Source organism: Stenotrophomonas maltophilia (assembly GCF_002799155.1).
GTDB classification, from domain to species: domain Bacteria; phylum Pseudomonadota; class Gammaproteobacteria; order Xanthomonadales; family Xanthomonadaceae; genus Stenotrophomonas; species Stenotrophomonas maltophilia_R.
The window spans coordinates 525,222-538,145 of record NZ_NERD01000002.1; the positions used below are offsets into that span (position 1 = coordinate 525,222).

General features: G+C 63.3%; 13 protein-coding genes and 1 tRNA gene. 8 read left to right on the plus strand and 6 right to left on the minus strand.

Annotated features, from left to right (window positions below):
* Nucleotides 1-79: 79 nt before the first annotated feature.
* From B9Y82_RS02955 to B9Y82_RS02970, 4 genes are all read left to right on the plus strand, one after another.
* Nucleotides 80-154 (plus strand) — tRNA-Val (locus tag B9Y82_RS02955).
* A gap of 172 nt (nt 155-326) precedes the next feature.
* Nucleotides 327-602, plus strand: coding sequence for a SinR family protein (locus tag B9Y82_RS02960; RefSeq protein WP_100471466.1), 276 nt, complete (start codon nt 327-329; stop codon nt 600-602).
* Between the two features lie 355 nt (nt 603-957).
* A complete protein-coding gene (locus tag B9Y82_RS02965) occupies nt 958-1,965 on the plus strand; it encodes a nucleoid-associated protein (protein WP_157804588.1) in 1,008 nt (335 codons plus the stop codon).
* A gap of 73 nt (nt 1,966-2,038) precedes the next feature.
* On the plus strand, nt 2,039-3,241 hold the full coding sequence (locus B9Y82_RS02970; RefSeq protein ID WP_088431441.1) for a hypothetical protein: 1,203 nt from the start codon (nt 2,039-2,041) through the stop codon (nt 3,239-3,241).
* Nucleotides 3,242-3,299: 58 nt separating this feature from the next.
* On the opposite strand, the gene B9Y82_RS02975 is transcribed toward B9Y82_RS02970, so the two are convergent.
* The 3 genes from B9Y82_RS02975 to B9Y82_RS02985 all read right to left on the minus strand — a co-directional run bounded on the left by B9Y82_RS02975 (nt 3,300) and on the right by B9Y82_RS02985 (nt 4,661).
* Nucleotides 3,300-3,533, minus strand: a complete 234-nt coding sequence (locus B9Y82_RS02975) for a hypothetical protein (RefSeq protein ID WP_238381532.1) — start codon at nt 3,531-3,533, stop codon at nt 3,300-3,302.
* Between the two features lie 104 nt (nt 3,534-3,637).
* Nucleotides 3,638-4,201 (minus strand): hypothetical protein, encoded by a 564-nt coding sequence (locus B9Y82_RS02980; protein WP_100471467.1) that lies wholly within the window; start codon nt 4,199-4,201, stop codon nt 3,638-3,640.
* A 52-nt stretch (nt 4,202-4,253) separates the two neighbouring features.
* Nucleotides 4,254-4,661, minus strand: coding sequence for a hypothetical protein (locus B9Y82_RS02985; protein ID WP_100471468.1), 408 nt, complete (start codon nt 4,659-4,661; stop codon nt 4,254-4,256).
* Nucleotides 4,662-5,227: 566 nt separating this feature from the next.
* Between B9Y82_RS02985 and B9Y82_RS02990 the strand changes: the two genes are divergently transcribed.
* Nucleotides 5,228-5,608 (plus strand): tautomerase family protein, encoded by a 381-nt coding sequence (locus B9Y82_RS02990; RefSeq protein WP_100471469.1) that lies wholly within the window; start codon nt 5,228-5,230, stop codon nt 5,606-5,608.
* A gap of 34 nt (nt 5,609-5,642) precedes the next feature.
* Here B9Y82_RS02990 and B9Y82_RS02995 read toward each other — a convergent pair whose 3' ends face one another.
* Both B9Y82_RS02995 and B9Y82_RS03000 read right to left on the minus strand, forming a co-directional pair.
* Nucleotides 5,643-6,740, minus strand: coding sequence for an XVIPCD domain-containing protein (locus B9Y82_RS02995; RefSeq protein WP_100471470.1), 1,098 nt, complete (start codon nt 6,738-6,740; stop codon nt 5,643-5,645).
* Between the two features lie 41 nt (nt 6,741-6,781).
* Nucleotides 6,782-7,357, minus strand: coding sequence for a hypothetical protein (locus tag B9Y82_RS03000; protein ID WP_100471471.1), 576 nt, complete (start codon nt 7,355-7,357; stop codon nt 6,782-6,784).
* Between the two features lie 241 nt (nt 7,358-7,598).
* Between B9Y82_RS03000 and B9Y82_RS03005 the strand changes: the two genes are divergently transcribed.
* The 3 genes from B9Y82_RS03005 to B9Y82_RS03015 all read left to right on the plus strand — a co-directional run bounded on the left by B9Y82_RS03005 (nt 7,599) and on the right by B9Y82_RS03015 (nt 11,779).
* On the plus strand, nt 7,599-7,994 hold the full coding sequence (locus tag B9Y82_RS03005; protein ID WP_100471472.1) for a DUF2946 family protein: 396 nt from the start codon (nt 7,599-7,601) through the stop codon (nt 7,992-7,994).
* Nucleotides 7,995-8,123: 129 nt separating this feature from the next.
* Nucleotides 8,124-10,262: a TonB-dependent receptor gene (locus tag B9Y82_RS03010; RefSeq protein ID WP_162292077.1), complete on the plus strand. Its 2,139-nt coding sequence runs from the start codon at nt 8,124-8,126 to the stop codon at nt 10,260-10,262.
* An 11-nt stretch (nt 10,263-10,273) separates the two neighbouring features.
* Nucleotides 10,274-11,779, plus strand: a complete 1,506-nt coding sequence (locus B9Y82_RS03015; protein WP_100471473.1) for a PepSY domain-containing protein — start codon at nt 10,274-10,276, stop codon at nt 11,777-11,779.
* Nucleotides 11,780-11,788: 9 nt separating this feature from the next.
* Here the strand turns inward: B9Y82_RS03015 and B9Y82_RS03020 are convergent, their stop codons facing one another.
* Nucleotides 11,789-12,922, minus strand: a complete 1,134-nt coding sequence (locus B9Y82_RS03020; protein WP_100471474.1) for an MFS transporter — start codon at nt 12,920-12,922, stop codon at nt 11,789-11,791.
* Nucleotides 12,923-12,924 lie beyond the last annotated feature (2 nt).

The window sequence follows — 12,924 nt, forward strand, 5'->3', positions numbered from 1 at the left end:
GGAACGCGCATGAACACGAATGTGAAAAGTGTTGACGGCCTCTGAAAAGCCCCTATAATGAGCGGCTCAGCAACACACCGGGCGGTTAGCTCAGCGGTAGAGCATTGCCTTCACACGGCAAGGGTCACAGGTTCGATCCCTGTACCGCCCACCATTTAAAATCAGTGTGTTGCGAAGAAGCCGGCCTTGAGCCGGTTTTTTCGTAAGTGCAAGGTAAGTGCATTAGCAAGGCCAATGCTCGCCACCCAGTTGGCGCCGAATCACTTCCCTGCTTCAATCAAAGTGCGCAATGACGCGCTATGCGATTGAAGGACGCAGGGGGATCGATGGCCACTTACATGGTTGGTTATGACCTGAACAAGCAGGGCAAGAACTACGATGGGTTGATCGCCAAGATCAAGGAAATAAGCAACGGCTTCTGGCATCACCTTGATTCGACTTGGCTCATCGGCCATGCCGGCAACGCAATCACGATCCGCGAGGCTCTTGAGCCGTACTTGGATGCTGATGACGAACTCCTGGTTGCGCTGTTGACCAAAGGTGACTGGGCTTCGTTCGGTATCAAGGAATCTGGCGCGACCTGGCTTCACAACCACCTTTGAATGAAAGCAGGCCCTGCCATGGACGTGCATGGTAGGGCCTTCTCTAAATCACCCTCTTTCCGGTGATTTACCGATTGAGCGATACCCGCAGTGCGCGGCTCCCGGATGCGTCCCACGCTGTGTCGTGACGACCCCCAGTCAGTCCAACCGATCCGCCGCCTGTGCGCCAGACTCTCCCATGAGCCGAGTGTAGGGTTTTACCTACATCAGATCAGGGGCTCTACCTACATCTACTCGTGAAGAAGCTGCATCAGACTGACAACGACTCTACGCCGATAGAGTACGTATCCACTGATAAGGGGGCAGCATGGGTTTTCTGAGTGACGAGGAGATTGCATCTCTTCGGATTGCAAAGATGAACTATCAGATCGTTGGCGATGAGGAGTTCGCTCCTCGGCGACCGATGGCAAATGTCGAGTTCGAGCACTTCTTCTTGGCTCGCATTGCGGACATGGACGCATCATCGCTGTTTAGGTTCTCAGAGCACTCCGCTGCCCGTGATCTCGTTCAACGCATTGCCTCGGAACGTGTTCAGTTTGCCCAGGGTGGCGTGCAGCTGGCGCGAGATTTTCATGGCCGTCATGTGGGGCAAAGTTCGTCTGGGGCATTCTTCTTCTTTGAGCTGCATGTGGCAGACGAATCGGTCCGCCTGTACTCAATGCTCAAGTACGACTATCGCGAGGTTCTTGCACCGTCCAGATCGAATGGCTCCAGGCAGCTGAGGAAGATCGTTGAGGCTTTCGTTCAGGATAAGCGCGCCCTGCAGAAGTCATGCTTGATAAGAGTAAGGGACGGGATTGCAGAGGATGAGATTTCGGCACGTGATCGAAATGGGAAGTCGCCCGATATCACTGACTTCTTCTCCGCCTTTCTCAGCGTAGAGAGATCACGAGACGACAAGGAGCTTAATCAGCAGGTCTATTTGGCCCTCACAGATGTTCTAAAGAGTCACCAAGAACTTCTACCGGAGGGGGGCATATCGCAGGCCCTTGCGGTGGCTAGAGAGCGGCTTCGCACTGCGTCAGTGATCAGTGATTCAACGGCGCTTGACGCGCTGATGCTGGCAGCGGGGCGTCCGAGTGAGCCGGAATTTGCTGAGTCGCTGGAGAAGGCTCTGCAGCGTTCCATGAAGAGGCGCAAAGTCTCAGGCCTTGAGTTTGCGCCAGACGAGAATGTCCTGAAGAAATCGGTTAGGAAGAAGCTCTCCACCAAGGAAGGGGTCAACCTGGATTACCCTCAGTATCTGGAGGGATCACGTGTAACAATGGAGGACCTTCCGACAGGTGGACGCAAGATCACTATCACGACCGACCGCCTGGAGGTCGACAAAGTTGTCTCCGAGACCGCTCGCGCGCTTCGTTAACAACCTGCTCGCTGCCCAAGCGGCATCCGTCACTGAAACCGGTGACGGTCCGCTAGTACTGCATGGAGTCAGCTTGCAGGCCGCTGCCGACCTGCGGGAATTAGCGGAGGACATTGGTTGGTCGTGCACTTTGGTCGATTGCTCGGACATGGAGGTCACTCTCGGTGACTTGAGTGATTACTGCGAGCCTTTTGATGTACGAATAGAGAAGATTGGTTCGCCTGACGAGCTTCTCTTTATCTCGGCGCCTGGATTCCGAGAATGGTTGGAGGGGCGCCCTTGCGGTAAAGCTCGTTATGCAGGAGCCACAGTTGGCTTTGAGACCGAGTCCTTTCTGCTCTTGGCGGCGGAGGATGAATCGCGCGAATTCACGCCAGGCTTAGAGCGTAGGAGTCCGAGGGCGGTCGTCAAATCCATGGGTGAAACGCCTTTGCTCGCTGCGGACATTCGGCCGTACATTCTTGTGGGCTCGAATCATCCATGGTCGCAGCCGGCGTTCGGTATTTGGCTCGAGGTTGCGCTGCCGCGGCTAATGGTCGCATTGGCTACGGAGGTGAACTACGTCAGTTCAGAGATAGATTTTGCCGGTCCACCCAAAGTCACGCTTGAAGGGATCGACGTGTATGAGCCGGCAAAACTAGGCGCGGATGCCTTTCTTGCGTTGCAGTCTGCCGCCAAGTGGGTCTACGAAGTTGACCGAGAGGTCGAGACCCGGAAGAAGCTCTTCGGGATCGAGTTCGCAAGATCCATCAAGAGCCGCGCAAGGGCGTATGGCGCTTTTGGTGAGGGATGCAGCGATGCACTCGAAGGGGCAAGGATCGCACATCAGTTTGGACTTGCTGAAGTAAGCAGAGACGCATTGAAGTCTATGGCGGATCTCAGAAAGTCCGTAGCAGATGAGACAACGAAGATCGCGGATGCGACGCGTCAGCTCTCACTGAGCATTGCGGGTGCAATGTTCTACGGTCTGGGTTTGATTGCTGCACGCCTAGGGTCTGCTACCAACCTATATCTGCTTGATGCCATGGCGGTTGTTGGCTTGGGATACGTGGCGGCAATCATATGGATCACTCATAAGAATCTGAAGCAGCAAGAGGACTTGCGCAAAAGATGGAGGGGTAAGTTCTACGAGTTTCTTCGTACGGAGGACTACAGGACCATGGTCACAGAGCCTCTAGAGAAGTCCGAGGGCTCACTGCGATTCGCAATGATGTGCGCTGGGGCTTTGTCGTTCTTGTTGTTCCTCGTGGTGGTTGTACACAATCACGTTGCTTGATTAACCAGGGAGGCCGAGCGGGGCCGCCAGGTCGCCAGCGCTAGGTGCGCGGATCCGCTCAGATCTCCCTCGCCGCGTCGACTGGCTCAGTGGAAGTGCTGTTCGTCCGGGTCTTCATCTTCAAGCGGATGGCAGACCTGGACTCATCGGTCGGCGTGGCCCCGAGCTTGGAGAGCATCGCGCTGAGCGCGTGCGTGGACGATACGCTCAGGTCCTCGCCCGTCTCCATGCGTGCGGCGAGGATGCACACCTGGCGTAGCAATAGGCGGTGGGCGGCATTGAACCAGGGCATGTTCGAGACGCACTCCTTCCAAACCCGAACCTGTGCGGCGGTCATGCCTTTGTAGGGCGTACCGATGGGGGCAGGTCAGGATTCAGCCGCAAGCGCACATCGCATCAGCCGTGTCCGTCCAGCAGCTCGCGCGCGATCATCGCCGTTGCATCCAGCAGGTCGTGGCCGCCGCCGGCCTGCACCACCACCGCCAACAGGCTACGGCCCACCTCGGCATTGCCGCTGGTGAGCTCCATCTCGCCTTCAAAGCACAGATCGGCCAACCATTCGTGGGCCTGCTGCAGCCCGCGCTTGCGGACGCGGCGGAACTCCGAGAGCAGCTTGGCCTGGCCGGCCTCCTGCTCACCATCTGCAAGCAGGGCGATGGCACCGCCGTGCGCCGCGCGCCAGATGGCCGGTAGCGGGCGACCGTTCGCGCCCACCACGTCCGCCGAGAACTGCGCGCAGTACATCTCGTAGCGCTTGCCCGCCGTGCTGCTGGGCGCGATGCCGGCCTCGGCCAGCAGGCGTTCGGCTTCATCCAGTTTGCTGAACTTCAAGCGCAGCAGTGCAGGGCGGCTCAGTTGTTGTGCCAGCGCGTGCTGGTTGGCGGCGAACCAGACGTTCCAGCCCACGGTTGCGCGGCCTTCCAGTGCGGCCTTGAAGTATTCCAGGTGTTCGGCATCCATTGCGGTCTCCTGCGCTCCCTGCGCGATTGTAGCGGGCGCACATCCGGGCCGGTCAGGCATCGCCACTGGAGAGGCAATGATGTGCCTCGCGCACCAGTTGTCGTGCGGCCACGATCAGCCCGTCGGTGTGGAAAGCGCCCAACTGTTCGTCCGGGCCGCCTTCGTTACGCGAGCGGTCGGCGGCCTGCAGCAGATCGAGCACTGCGCTGAGCCCAGACATCGAACGGCGAAGCGAGGCGTGGTTGCTGGCACCGAGGGTGAGGCTGTTGCACGGCAGTCCGTCATCGCCGTCGGCATGGTTGATGGCATTGAGGCAAGTGAAGAACGTGGCCGACTGCGTTGGCAGGTTCTGTTCGTTCAGGGCGGACTCGATCTCGCGTGCGAGGTCATCGGGCACTTCGGCGGCGACGTCGCCGATAAGCGCGTGCAGGCGGGGATGGATGGCGGTGCGGTTGGTCATAGCGAAACCCTCACTGGCGTAGGGCCACCTTCCGGAGTGAAGGTGGCGGACGGTGCGGGTTGGCGTACCAAGGCAAACGAACTCCCATCGAGAAGAAGGCCTGGCGGATCTGTCGATCCCCACGCACCGGCCGCCATGGAAGGCAATCGGTGCATTCTCTCTGCTGCGACGTAAACCGCAGCGATGGGTGTTCATTCGTTTATTCGAGACGCCAATCCCGGCCAAGGCGTCTTGCCTCGGCGCGGCGATCTTCAAGCCGGGCAATCACATCGGTCTGTAAGGAAAATTCTCAACTGTCCCTAGGCAGGCCAGACATTTCCCGTTGTGTGCCGTCCGACACCCGCGAGTAGTGCGGCCCATCACTGATGGCGCACATCGCCGCCCCTGCCGACCGTGCACGAGATGACTCCAGAGCGGCGCCGCCACGGCAATCGCGTCACCCCGCGCGGCGGAGACGGGACCATGCCACGCATGGAGCCAGAGGGTTCCATCCCTGCGCTGTCCCGCCGCCCCGGGCAGGCGTAGTCTCAGTCCGTTGCCGTGCCCACCCACTCTGGAGTGCCACCATGCCGCTCGCCCGCATCGATCTTCGCAAAGGTAAATCCGCCGACTACCTGCAACGCGTCGGCGAAACCATCTACCAGGCCATGCGCGCGGTGGGCGTGCCGGAGAACGATCGCTTCCAGATCTTCCAGGAACACGCGCCTGGCACGCTGATCTACGACCCCGGCTACCTGGGCGTGGACCGCACCGACGATTTCATCTGCATCCAGATCACCTGGAACGAAGGGCGCACGCTGGAGCAGAAGAAGGCGCTGTACGCGGGCATCGCCGAGGGACTGCACGCGGCGGTGGGCATCCGCCGCGAGGATGTGTTCATCAACCTTGTGGAAATGAAGAAGGAGAACTGGTCCTTCGGTAATGGCGTGGCGCAGTACGTGAGTTGACGCGGGAACGGCGTCTGCGCCTGACGCGGTTTGGTCAGGCCATGCGCGGCGATGCCTGCTGTTGTGCCTGTTGTTCGTCCTGCGTCGGTCGGCTTGCGTCGCGGGATTGCTGCTGCACGTTGGCCTGCTGATACAGCGTATCCGCGTCGCCCTGCTGCGTATCGAGCAGGGACAGGCGCTGGCGATTGGCGGCAGGGTCCGGCGAGGCGGTGTCGCCGCTGCGATGCAGGAATACGTAGCCGGGTACCTCGGCGGTGCTGTTTGAACTGAATGCCACGTGCAGCGTGTCCTTTTCGCTGAAGCCGGCCTGCACCGCCGCGTGGGTCAGATGGCCGGCCAGGCGTTCATGCTCCTGTCCGGGGGGCAGTCCCTGCTGTTCGCTGGCCTGGACGAGTGCGGTGCGCACCTTCTGGTCCAAGGCATGAAGGCTGTGCCCCGGTGCGCGCGCGTCCGCAGCCAGACGCTCGCCCAAGGGGCCATCAATGCCATCGGTTTCGCTGAGCAGACGCTGCTTCAAGCTGCGCTCGGGCAGGGGATGAGTGATGGTGCGGTTGAGTTCGCTGTTGGGGAAAGGGGGCTCAATGCTGTCCACGCCATGGATGTTGCGCAGCGGACGATAGCCGTCCTTGCCCTGTGACTGGACGCCCAGCGGAATGCGGACATCGGGCAGCAATTGCCCAACAGGGCCGCCGATGCTGTTCACGTCCAGGCTCTGCTTGCGCTGGATACCCGCATGATTCAATGCACCCCAGGTGAAGTCCACGCAGTTGTGACGCACGTCGGCATAGTGCTTGCTGAAGCCGTGCGCTACTGGATCGTCGCCGAACGCTTTGAGCTTGTTGTACTGTGCTTCGGTGATTTCCAGAGAGCGCGTGTAATGCGGGTTCTTATAGGTCTTTGCATCGTTGACTACGATGTCACCTGGGCCGTTCATGCTGCCGTGCTCGATCGGTGCAAAGCCGTAGCTTGCCGGATCCTTTCCCGGTGCTCGAAGGACGTAGAACATGTGTCCCGGCCCGGACGTCTGCGCCGAGCCATCAGGATTGCGCAGCGGTTGCTGCGTAACGGGGTGGAGAAGAGGTGTTCCCGGTGCCGCAATGACGATATCGACGATGTAGCGTGGCTTGTCCATGTGCGTGGTGATCCTCCTGGAAGGTGTACGAAGGCGCTGCGCTACTTGGCGAGCGGACGCGATTCGTGAATCAGTATCCTGGCGCTTGCGCCACGAAGTGGTGCGATGTCTTCAACCGTGCTGATCTGTACGCGGTAGCGATTTTGCGCCTGCAACGGCAGCAGCGCGACATGGAGTCGATAGGCCCCATCGCTGCCTCGTTGGGTCTGGGCGTAGTTCAGGCCCTTACCGCGGTGCCAGTCTGGCAGTGGCTGGCCAGATTGCGACTGTGCGATCTGGTAGGCGTCGGGGCTTGCCAGCGACTGCCAAGTGCCGCCGGACCATTGCTGAAGTCCAACGCGTAAAGGAATGTGCAGGTCGCGTGGAGAAGCAGCATCTGGCGATGAGGAAACGTGCTGCAGATCCAGCTCCACCGCATATGTACGGTAGCTGGCAAAATTGCGCGCCGTGGTCTCGAACTCGAACTGCAGCTGCTGGCCGGGCGTGTCCACGGCGATGGGCTGTGAGAGTTCCAGCGGCTCTGGCGGTGGGGGCGGCCCCTTGTCGGCGCAGGCGGCAAGCAGCGCGGTCAGGCCGAGCAGGCTGATGCGCAGCCGGCGTGTGATGCGGGTGGTCATGCGGATCCCTCTGGCTCCTTGCCGTTGCCATCTGAACCCTAACGTTGGCGAGGCGGTGCCTGCAAGCGCCGGGACCGCGGTGCGGTGCATTCACATGTCACCGCTGGAGGCGAGCCCCTGCGTCACCGTGTCGCAGGGGACAAACCCTGAACGGGGTCCAAGGTTGATCGTGGCCCCGTAGAATGGCGGCGTGCGTCGTTCTGCTCTCCACCGCCGGTTCCAGGCCCTGGCATGGCTTGCCATGCTGCTGGTGCTGCTCGCCCCGTTGGTGAGCCGCTGGCTGGCACAAGGCCACGTGGTCGCTGCCGCACCGGTGGCAGCCATGGGCCACGCGACGCACGCAGAGCATGCGCAGCACGCGATGGAGGGCCACCGCGGCCATCACGCGATGGCGATGCGGCACGCTGAACCAGCGCCGAAGCCGGCTGCCGATCCACACGCCGACCATGGGATGGGCGTGGACTGCGATTACTGCCTGATCGCCGCGCGGTTGATCACCCTGCTGGTGGCCGCATTGCTGCTGCTGGCGCCGATGGAACCGGTCTGCCGCGCGTTGCGCGGTGCAGTGCGGGCGTTGCCGCAACGGATCAGCGGCACATTGGGAGCGCGCGGACCGCCGGCCTTCATGGCCGCCTGAGCCGCACGCGCGCTGCATTGATCTTCCATCCATGAGGTTGCCGGCCATGGCCGGCGCCCGCACGCGCGTGTTTGTCACTTTCTGATTGCTGCCCTGCCATCGCGGGGTGGCCTTGCATGCCGTGAAAAAATGAAAACGACCCCCAACTCCACGCGCCTGCGCCGGGCGACGCTGCCTGTTCTGTGCGCGTTGCTCCTGCATGCCGCGCCCCTGCTTGCCGCCGACGCGGCACCACCGACGACGCTGGATACCGTGCGCGTGGTCGACACCCGCAGCGGCGAACTGTCGTCCACCGCCAGCGCCGGTTCCGCGCTGGGCCTGAGCGTGCTGCAGACACCGGCGAGCTTGACCGTCATCTCGCGCGAACAGCTGGAGCAGCGCGGTGACACGAACCTCAACGATGCGATCAGCCGGGCAGGCGCGATCAGTGCCATGCCGCACCCCGGCAACGGCCTGAGTGCGTTGTCCAGCCGCGGCTTCACCGACGGGGCCTCGGTGATGCGGCTGTATGACGGGTTGCGCCAGTACGGGGGCGTCGGCATCACCTTTCCGTTCGATACCTGGTCGATCGAACGCATTGAAGTGCTGCGTGGACCGGCCTCGGTGATCCATGGCGACGGTGCGATCGGCGGCGTGGTCAACATCGTGCCGAAGAAGCCCACGCGCGGTGCGATCGAGAACGAGATCAGCGTAACCGTGGGCAGCGAGGACACCGCGCGCCTGGGCTTCGGCAGTGGGGGCGCACTGACGCCCGAGCTGGCCTACCGGCTGGATGTGAGTGGTAATTACGGCGGTGGCTGGGTTGACCGTGGCCGCAACAGTGACGCCACCTTCTCCGGTGCCTTGTTGTGGCAGCCGCGTGCGGACCTGCAGCTGACCCTCACCCATGCGCAGGGCTACCAGAAACCGATGCGCTATTTTGGCACGCCGCTGGTGGATGGCCGCCAGCTGGAGGCGCTGCGCCATCGCAACTACAACGTGGATGACAGCGAGATCCGCTATCGCGACCGCTGGACCCAGCTCGATGCACTGTGGACGCCGACCGCGAACGTCGAATGGCGCACGCGCCTCTACCAGATCGACAGCCAGCGCGATTGGCGCAATGCCGAGGCCTATGTCTACAACCGCGCCACCGGTCTGATCGATCGATCGGGCAATACCGAGATCACCCACAACCAGGACCAGACCGGGCTGACCTCAACGCTGCGTGTGCAGGGCAATGTGGGCGGTTGGGCGAACAGCTTGGCGGTGGGCCTGGATGCCAACCGCGCGCACTTCAAGCACACCAACAACAGCTATGCCGGCAGCTCGGGTCCGGTCGATCCGTTCGATCCGATTCCGGGCCAGTTCACCAGCGACGCGCCGAACCTGCCGCGCTACCGCAACCGTGCCGAGCAATACGCGCTGTTCGTGGAGGACCGGCTGGCATTGAGCGAACGCTGGTCGGTACTGGGTGGGCTGCGCCACGACCGCGCGCGCATCGATCGCGCCGATCTGATCGGCGGCCAGAACGCGTTCTCGAAGACCTACAGCAGCACCGGCTGGCGCGCAGGTACGGTGTTCGCGTTGCAGCCGACGCTGAGCCTGTATGCGCAGTACTCGCAGGCGGCAGACCCTGTCAGCGGACTGCTGATGATCAGCCCGGCCAACGGAGCGTTCGACCTGGCAAAGGGGCGGCAGATCGAAGTGGGCCTGAAGCAGGCCTTCGACGGCGGCGAGTGGACGTTGGCCGCGTATCGCATCCGCAAGACCGGACTGCTCAGCCGCGATCCGCTGGTGCCGGATCGCCGCGTGCAGGTGGGCGCGCAGACCTCGCGTGGCATAGAGGCCTCCTTGAACTGGAACATCGCGCCGCACTGGTCACTCGACGCCAACGCCACGGTGCTGAAGGCCGAGTTCGAGGACTTCCTGGAGACGACCGGCTCGCCGCCGATGCTGGTGTCGCGTGATGGCAACGTGCCGCCGAACGTAGCCGAACGCCTGGCCAATGCATGGTTGAGCTGGCAGTTCCTGCCGGACTGGAGCGCGGCGGCCGGCGTCCGCTATGTCGGCAAGCGCTATGCCGACAATGCCAACACGCTGGAACTGCCCGGCTACAGCACCACCGACCTGGCGCTGACCTGGCAGGCAGCACCGCGCACGCGATTGTCTGCGCGCCTGTTCAACGTGTTCGACAAGGCGTACTACGCCACCGCGTACTACACCAGCACGCAGTGGCTGCTGGGTGCGGACCGGCGCATTGAATTCACCGTCGACCATCGCTTCTGAGGACGCGCACCATGTCGCTGCGATCCACTGCCAAGCGTTGGACCTACCTGGTGCACCGCTGGCTCGGCATCGGCGGATGCCTGTTGATGCTGCTGTGGTTCGTCAGCGGCATGGTGATGTTGTTCATCGGCTACCCGAAGCTGACGCCCGGTGAACGTCTGGCGGCATTGCCGGTGCTGCCGGAGGCCCGCGATCTGAACGGGCTGTCAGTGCTGCCTGTAGCCGTGCAGGCCGAGCCGGAGACCGTGGCACTGACCACGCTGCGTGGCGAGCCTGTGTATGTGGTGCGCACGGGAAGCAACGTGGGGGCGTGGTCAGCCGCCACCGGGCAGGCCCTGCTGCCGGTGTCGGCACAGCGTGCCGAAGCATCCGCTGCACAGTTCGCCGGCGGCCAGGCCTTCGTAGGCGCGACGCGCGTGGACGAGGACCGCTGGACCCATTCGCGCGCGCTGGACGTGCACCGGCCGCTGTACCGGGTGGAGGTGGGTGGCGCACGGCCCGGCGACCTGTATGTATCTTCGCGTACCGGTGAAGTGGTGCTGGACGCACCGCATGTGCAGCAGCGCTGGAACTACGTGGGTGCCTGGCTGCACTGGTTGTACTTCCTGCGCATGCAGTCGGTGGACCCGGTGTGGACGTGGGTGGTGATCGTGCTGTCCGCGCTGTGCACGCTGGCGGCGATCAGCGGCATCGTGGTGGGTGTGTGGCGCTGGCGTTTCCGGGGGCACTATCGGTCCGGTGCGAGGACGCCGTACGTCGAGCCGTGGATGCGCTGGCACCATCTGATCGGATTGTGTGCTGCGGCCTTCGTGTTCACCTGGATCTTCAGCGGGCTGATGTCGATGAATCCACTGGGCATCTTCAGCAGTACGCGTGAAGCGATCGACAGCGGGCGCTATCGTGGCGGCGTGGTGGCGGTGGATGGCGCGCTGGGTGAGCCGGCGACACTTCTGGCCGCAGCCGATGCCGAGCGCTTCCGGCCGGTGGAGATCCAGTGGCGCCGCGTCGGAGGCGAGCTGTTCGCAGTGCTGCTGGACGGTCAGGGCGATACCCGCATCGTGTCCGGCAGCGATGGGCATCTGCAGGTTGCGCGCCTGCTGCCGGCGGCGTGGCTGCAGCAGAAGGTGCGGGCGCTGTCCGATGCGCCGATGCAGGAGTTCGTGGTGCAGCATGCAGCGGACGCCTACTTCTATCCGCGTGCGCCCGAGGCCATGAATGGCGCAGCGGTACGGCGCTTCCCGGTAGCCGTGGTGGACTTCGGCGATGCCGAGGCGACGCGCGTCTATCTCGACCTGGCCACCGGTGATCCGTTGCTGACGATGGGGCATCGCGAGCGGGTGGGGCGCTGGCTGTTCTACTTCCTGCACAGCTGGGATCTGCCCGCGATGTTGCGCCAGGAAGGTGCCCGGCTGGCGGTGTTGCTGCTGCTGAGCGCTGCCGGCACCGCGTTGTGTGCCACGGCGACGGTGATCGGCTATCGGCGATTGCGGATGACACTGCGGCGCAGGCGGCGCTGATGCCACGGGCTACACCCGCAGCCAACGCGTGGAGACGGCCACCAGCAACAAGGCCGTGGCCACGCCGATGAACGCAGCGATCAGGCCGAAATGGTTGGCGGCAAAACCGATCAGCGCCGGTCCGGCAAGGATGCCGGCGAAGCCCAGCGTGGAAACGGCGGTGATTGCCAGTGCGCCGGGCATGCGGGTCTGGTGGCCGGCCAGCGAGAACAACGCCGGTGCGATGTTGGCGCAGCCAAGGCCGACCAGCACATAGCCGAGCAGTGACGCCTGCCACGGCGTGACCAGGGTCAGCACGAGCACGCCCGCGGCGGCGAGCAGCGCGCCGAACACGATCGCGCGCTCACGGCCTGCGCGCGCCACCAGCGCATCGCCGAACAGGCGCGCGACGGTCATGGTCAGGGTGAAGGTCACATAGCCGATACCGGCGAGGCTGGCATCGACGCGACGCACATCGCTGAGGAAGACCGCGCTCCAGTCGAGCATCGCGCCTTCGCCGAGGAAGGCAACGAACGCCAGCACGCCGATGAACAGCACGATGCCGTGCGGCAGGGCCAGCATCGGTGTGTCGTGTGGCGTGCGTTCGCTGTGCCAGTGCGCGGCCGAGAGCAGCATCACCAGCAGCATGGCGCCGACGCCGATCATCACCGATGCCAAAGGGGGCAACTGTGCGGACAGCAGCACGGTCATGATGGCCGCGCCGAGGAAGCCGCCGATGCTGAAGAAGGCATGGAAGCCGGACATCATCACCCGCCGTGCTTCGCGCTCGACGATGACGGCCTGTACGTTCATCGTGCAGTCCATCGCGCCCACGGCGGCGCCGAACACGAACAGCACCAGGCCCAGCGTCCAGGCCGAACCGCCCAGCGCCAGGCCGGGCGCGGTCAGGCAGATCAGCAGGCTGCTGGCCACCATCACCCGGCGGCAACCGAGGCGCGCGGCCAGCACGCCGGACAAGGGCATCGCCAGCAGCGAGCCGGCACCAAGGCAGAGCAGCACCAGGCCCAGCGTGGCGTCATTGATGCCGGTGCGCGCCTTGGCGAACGGCACCAAGGTGGCCCACAGCGCGGTGGCGAAGCCGGGAATGAAGAATGCAGCGCGGGTCGCGTGCTGTTCGGCACGCGCGCGGTTGGCAAGGGACATGA

Bases quoted from the DNA above. Each gene is read 5' to 3' on its own strand.
- B9Y82_RS02975 (WP_238381532.1), bottom strand. From the start codon at position 3,533: ATGCCCTGGTTCAATGCCGCCCACCGCCTATTGCTACGCCAGGTGTGC.
- B9Y82_RS03000 (WP_100471471.1), bottom strand. From the start codon at position 7,357: ATGACCACCCGCATCACACGCCGGCTGCGCATCAGCCTGCTCGGCCTG.
- B9Y82_RS02980 (WP_100471467.1), bottom strand. From the start codon at position 4,201: ATGGATGCCGAACACCTGGAATACTTCAAGGCCGCACTGGAAGGCCGC.
- B9Y82_RS03015 (WP_100471473.1), top strand. From the start codon at position 10,274: ATGTCGCTGCGATCCACTGCCAAGCGTTGGACCTACCTGGTGCACCGC.
- B9Y82_RS02995 (WP_100471470.1), bottom strand. From the start codon at position 6,740: ATGGACAAGCCACGCTACATCGTCGATATCGTCATTGCGGCACCGGGA.
- B9Y82_RS03005 (WP_100471472.1), top strand. From the start codon at position 7,599: ATGCTGCTGGTGCTGCTCGCCCCGTTGGTGAGCCGCTGGCTGGCACAA.
- B9Y82_RS03010 (WP_162292077.1), top strand. From the start codon at position 8,124: ATGAAAACGACCCCCAACTCCACGCGCCTGCGCCGGGCGACGCTGCCT.
- B9Y82_RS02990 (WP_100471469.1), top strand. From the start codon at position 5,228: ATGCCGCTCGCCCGCATCGATCTTCGCAAAGGTAAATCCGCCGACTAC.
- B9Y82_RS02985 (WP_100471468.1), bottom strand. From the start codon at position 4,661: ATGACCAACCGCACCGCCATCCATCCCCGCCTGCACGCGCTTATCGGC.
- B9Y82_RS03020 (WP_100471474.1), bottom strand. From the start codon at position 12,922: ATGTCCCTTGCCAACCGCGCGCGTGCCGAACAGCACGCGACCCGCGCT.
- B9Y82_RS02965 (WP_157804588.1), top strand. From the start codon at position 958: ATGAACTATCAGATCGTTGGCGATGAGGAGTTCGCTCCTCGGCGACCG.
- B9Y82_RS02960 (WP_100471466.1), top strand. From the start codon at position 327: ATGGCCACTTACATGGTTGGTTATGACCTGAACAAGCAGGGCAAGAAC.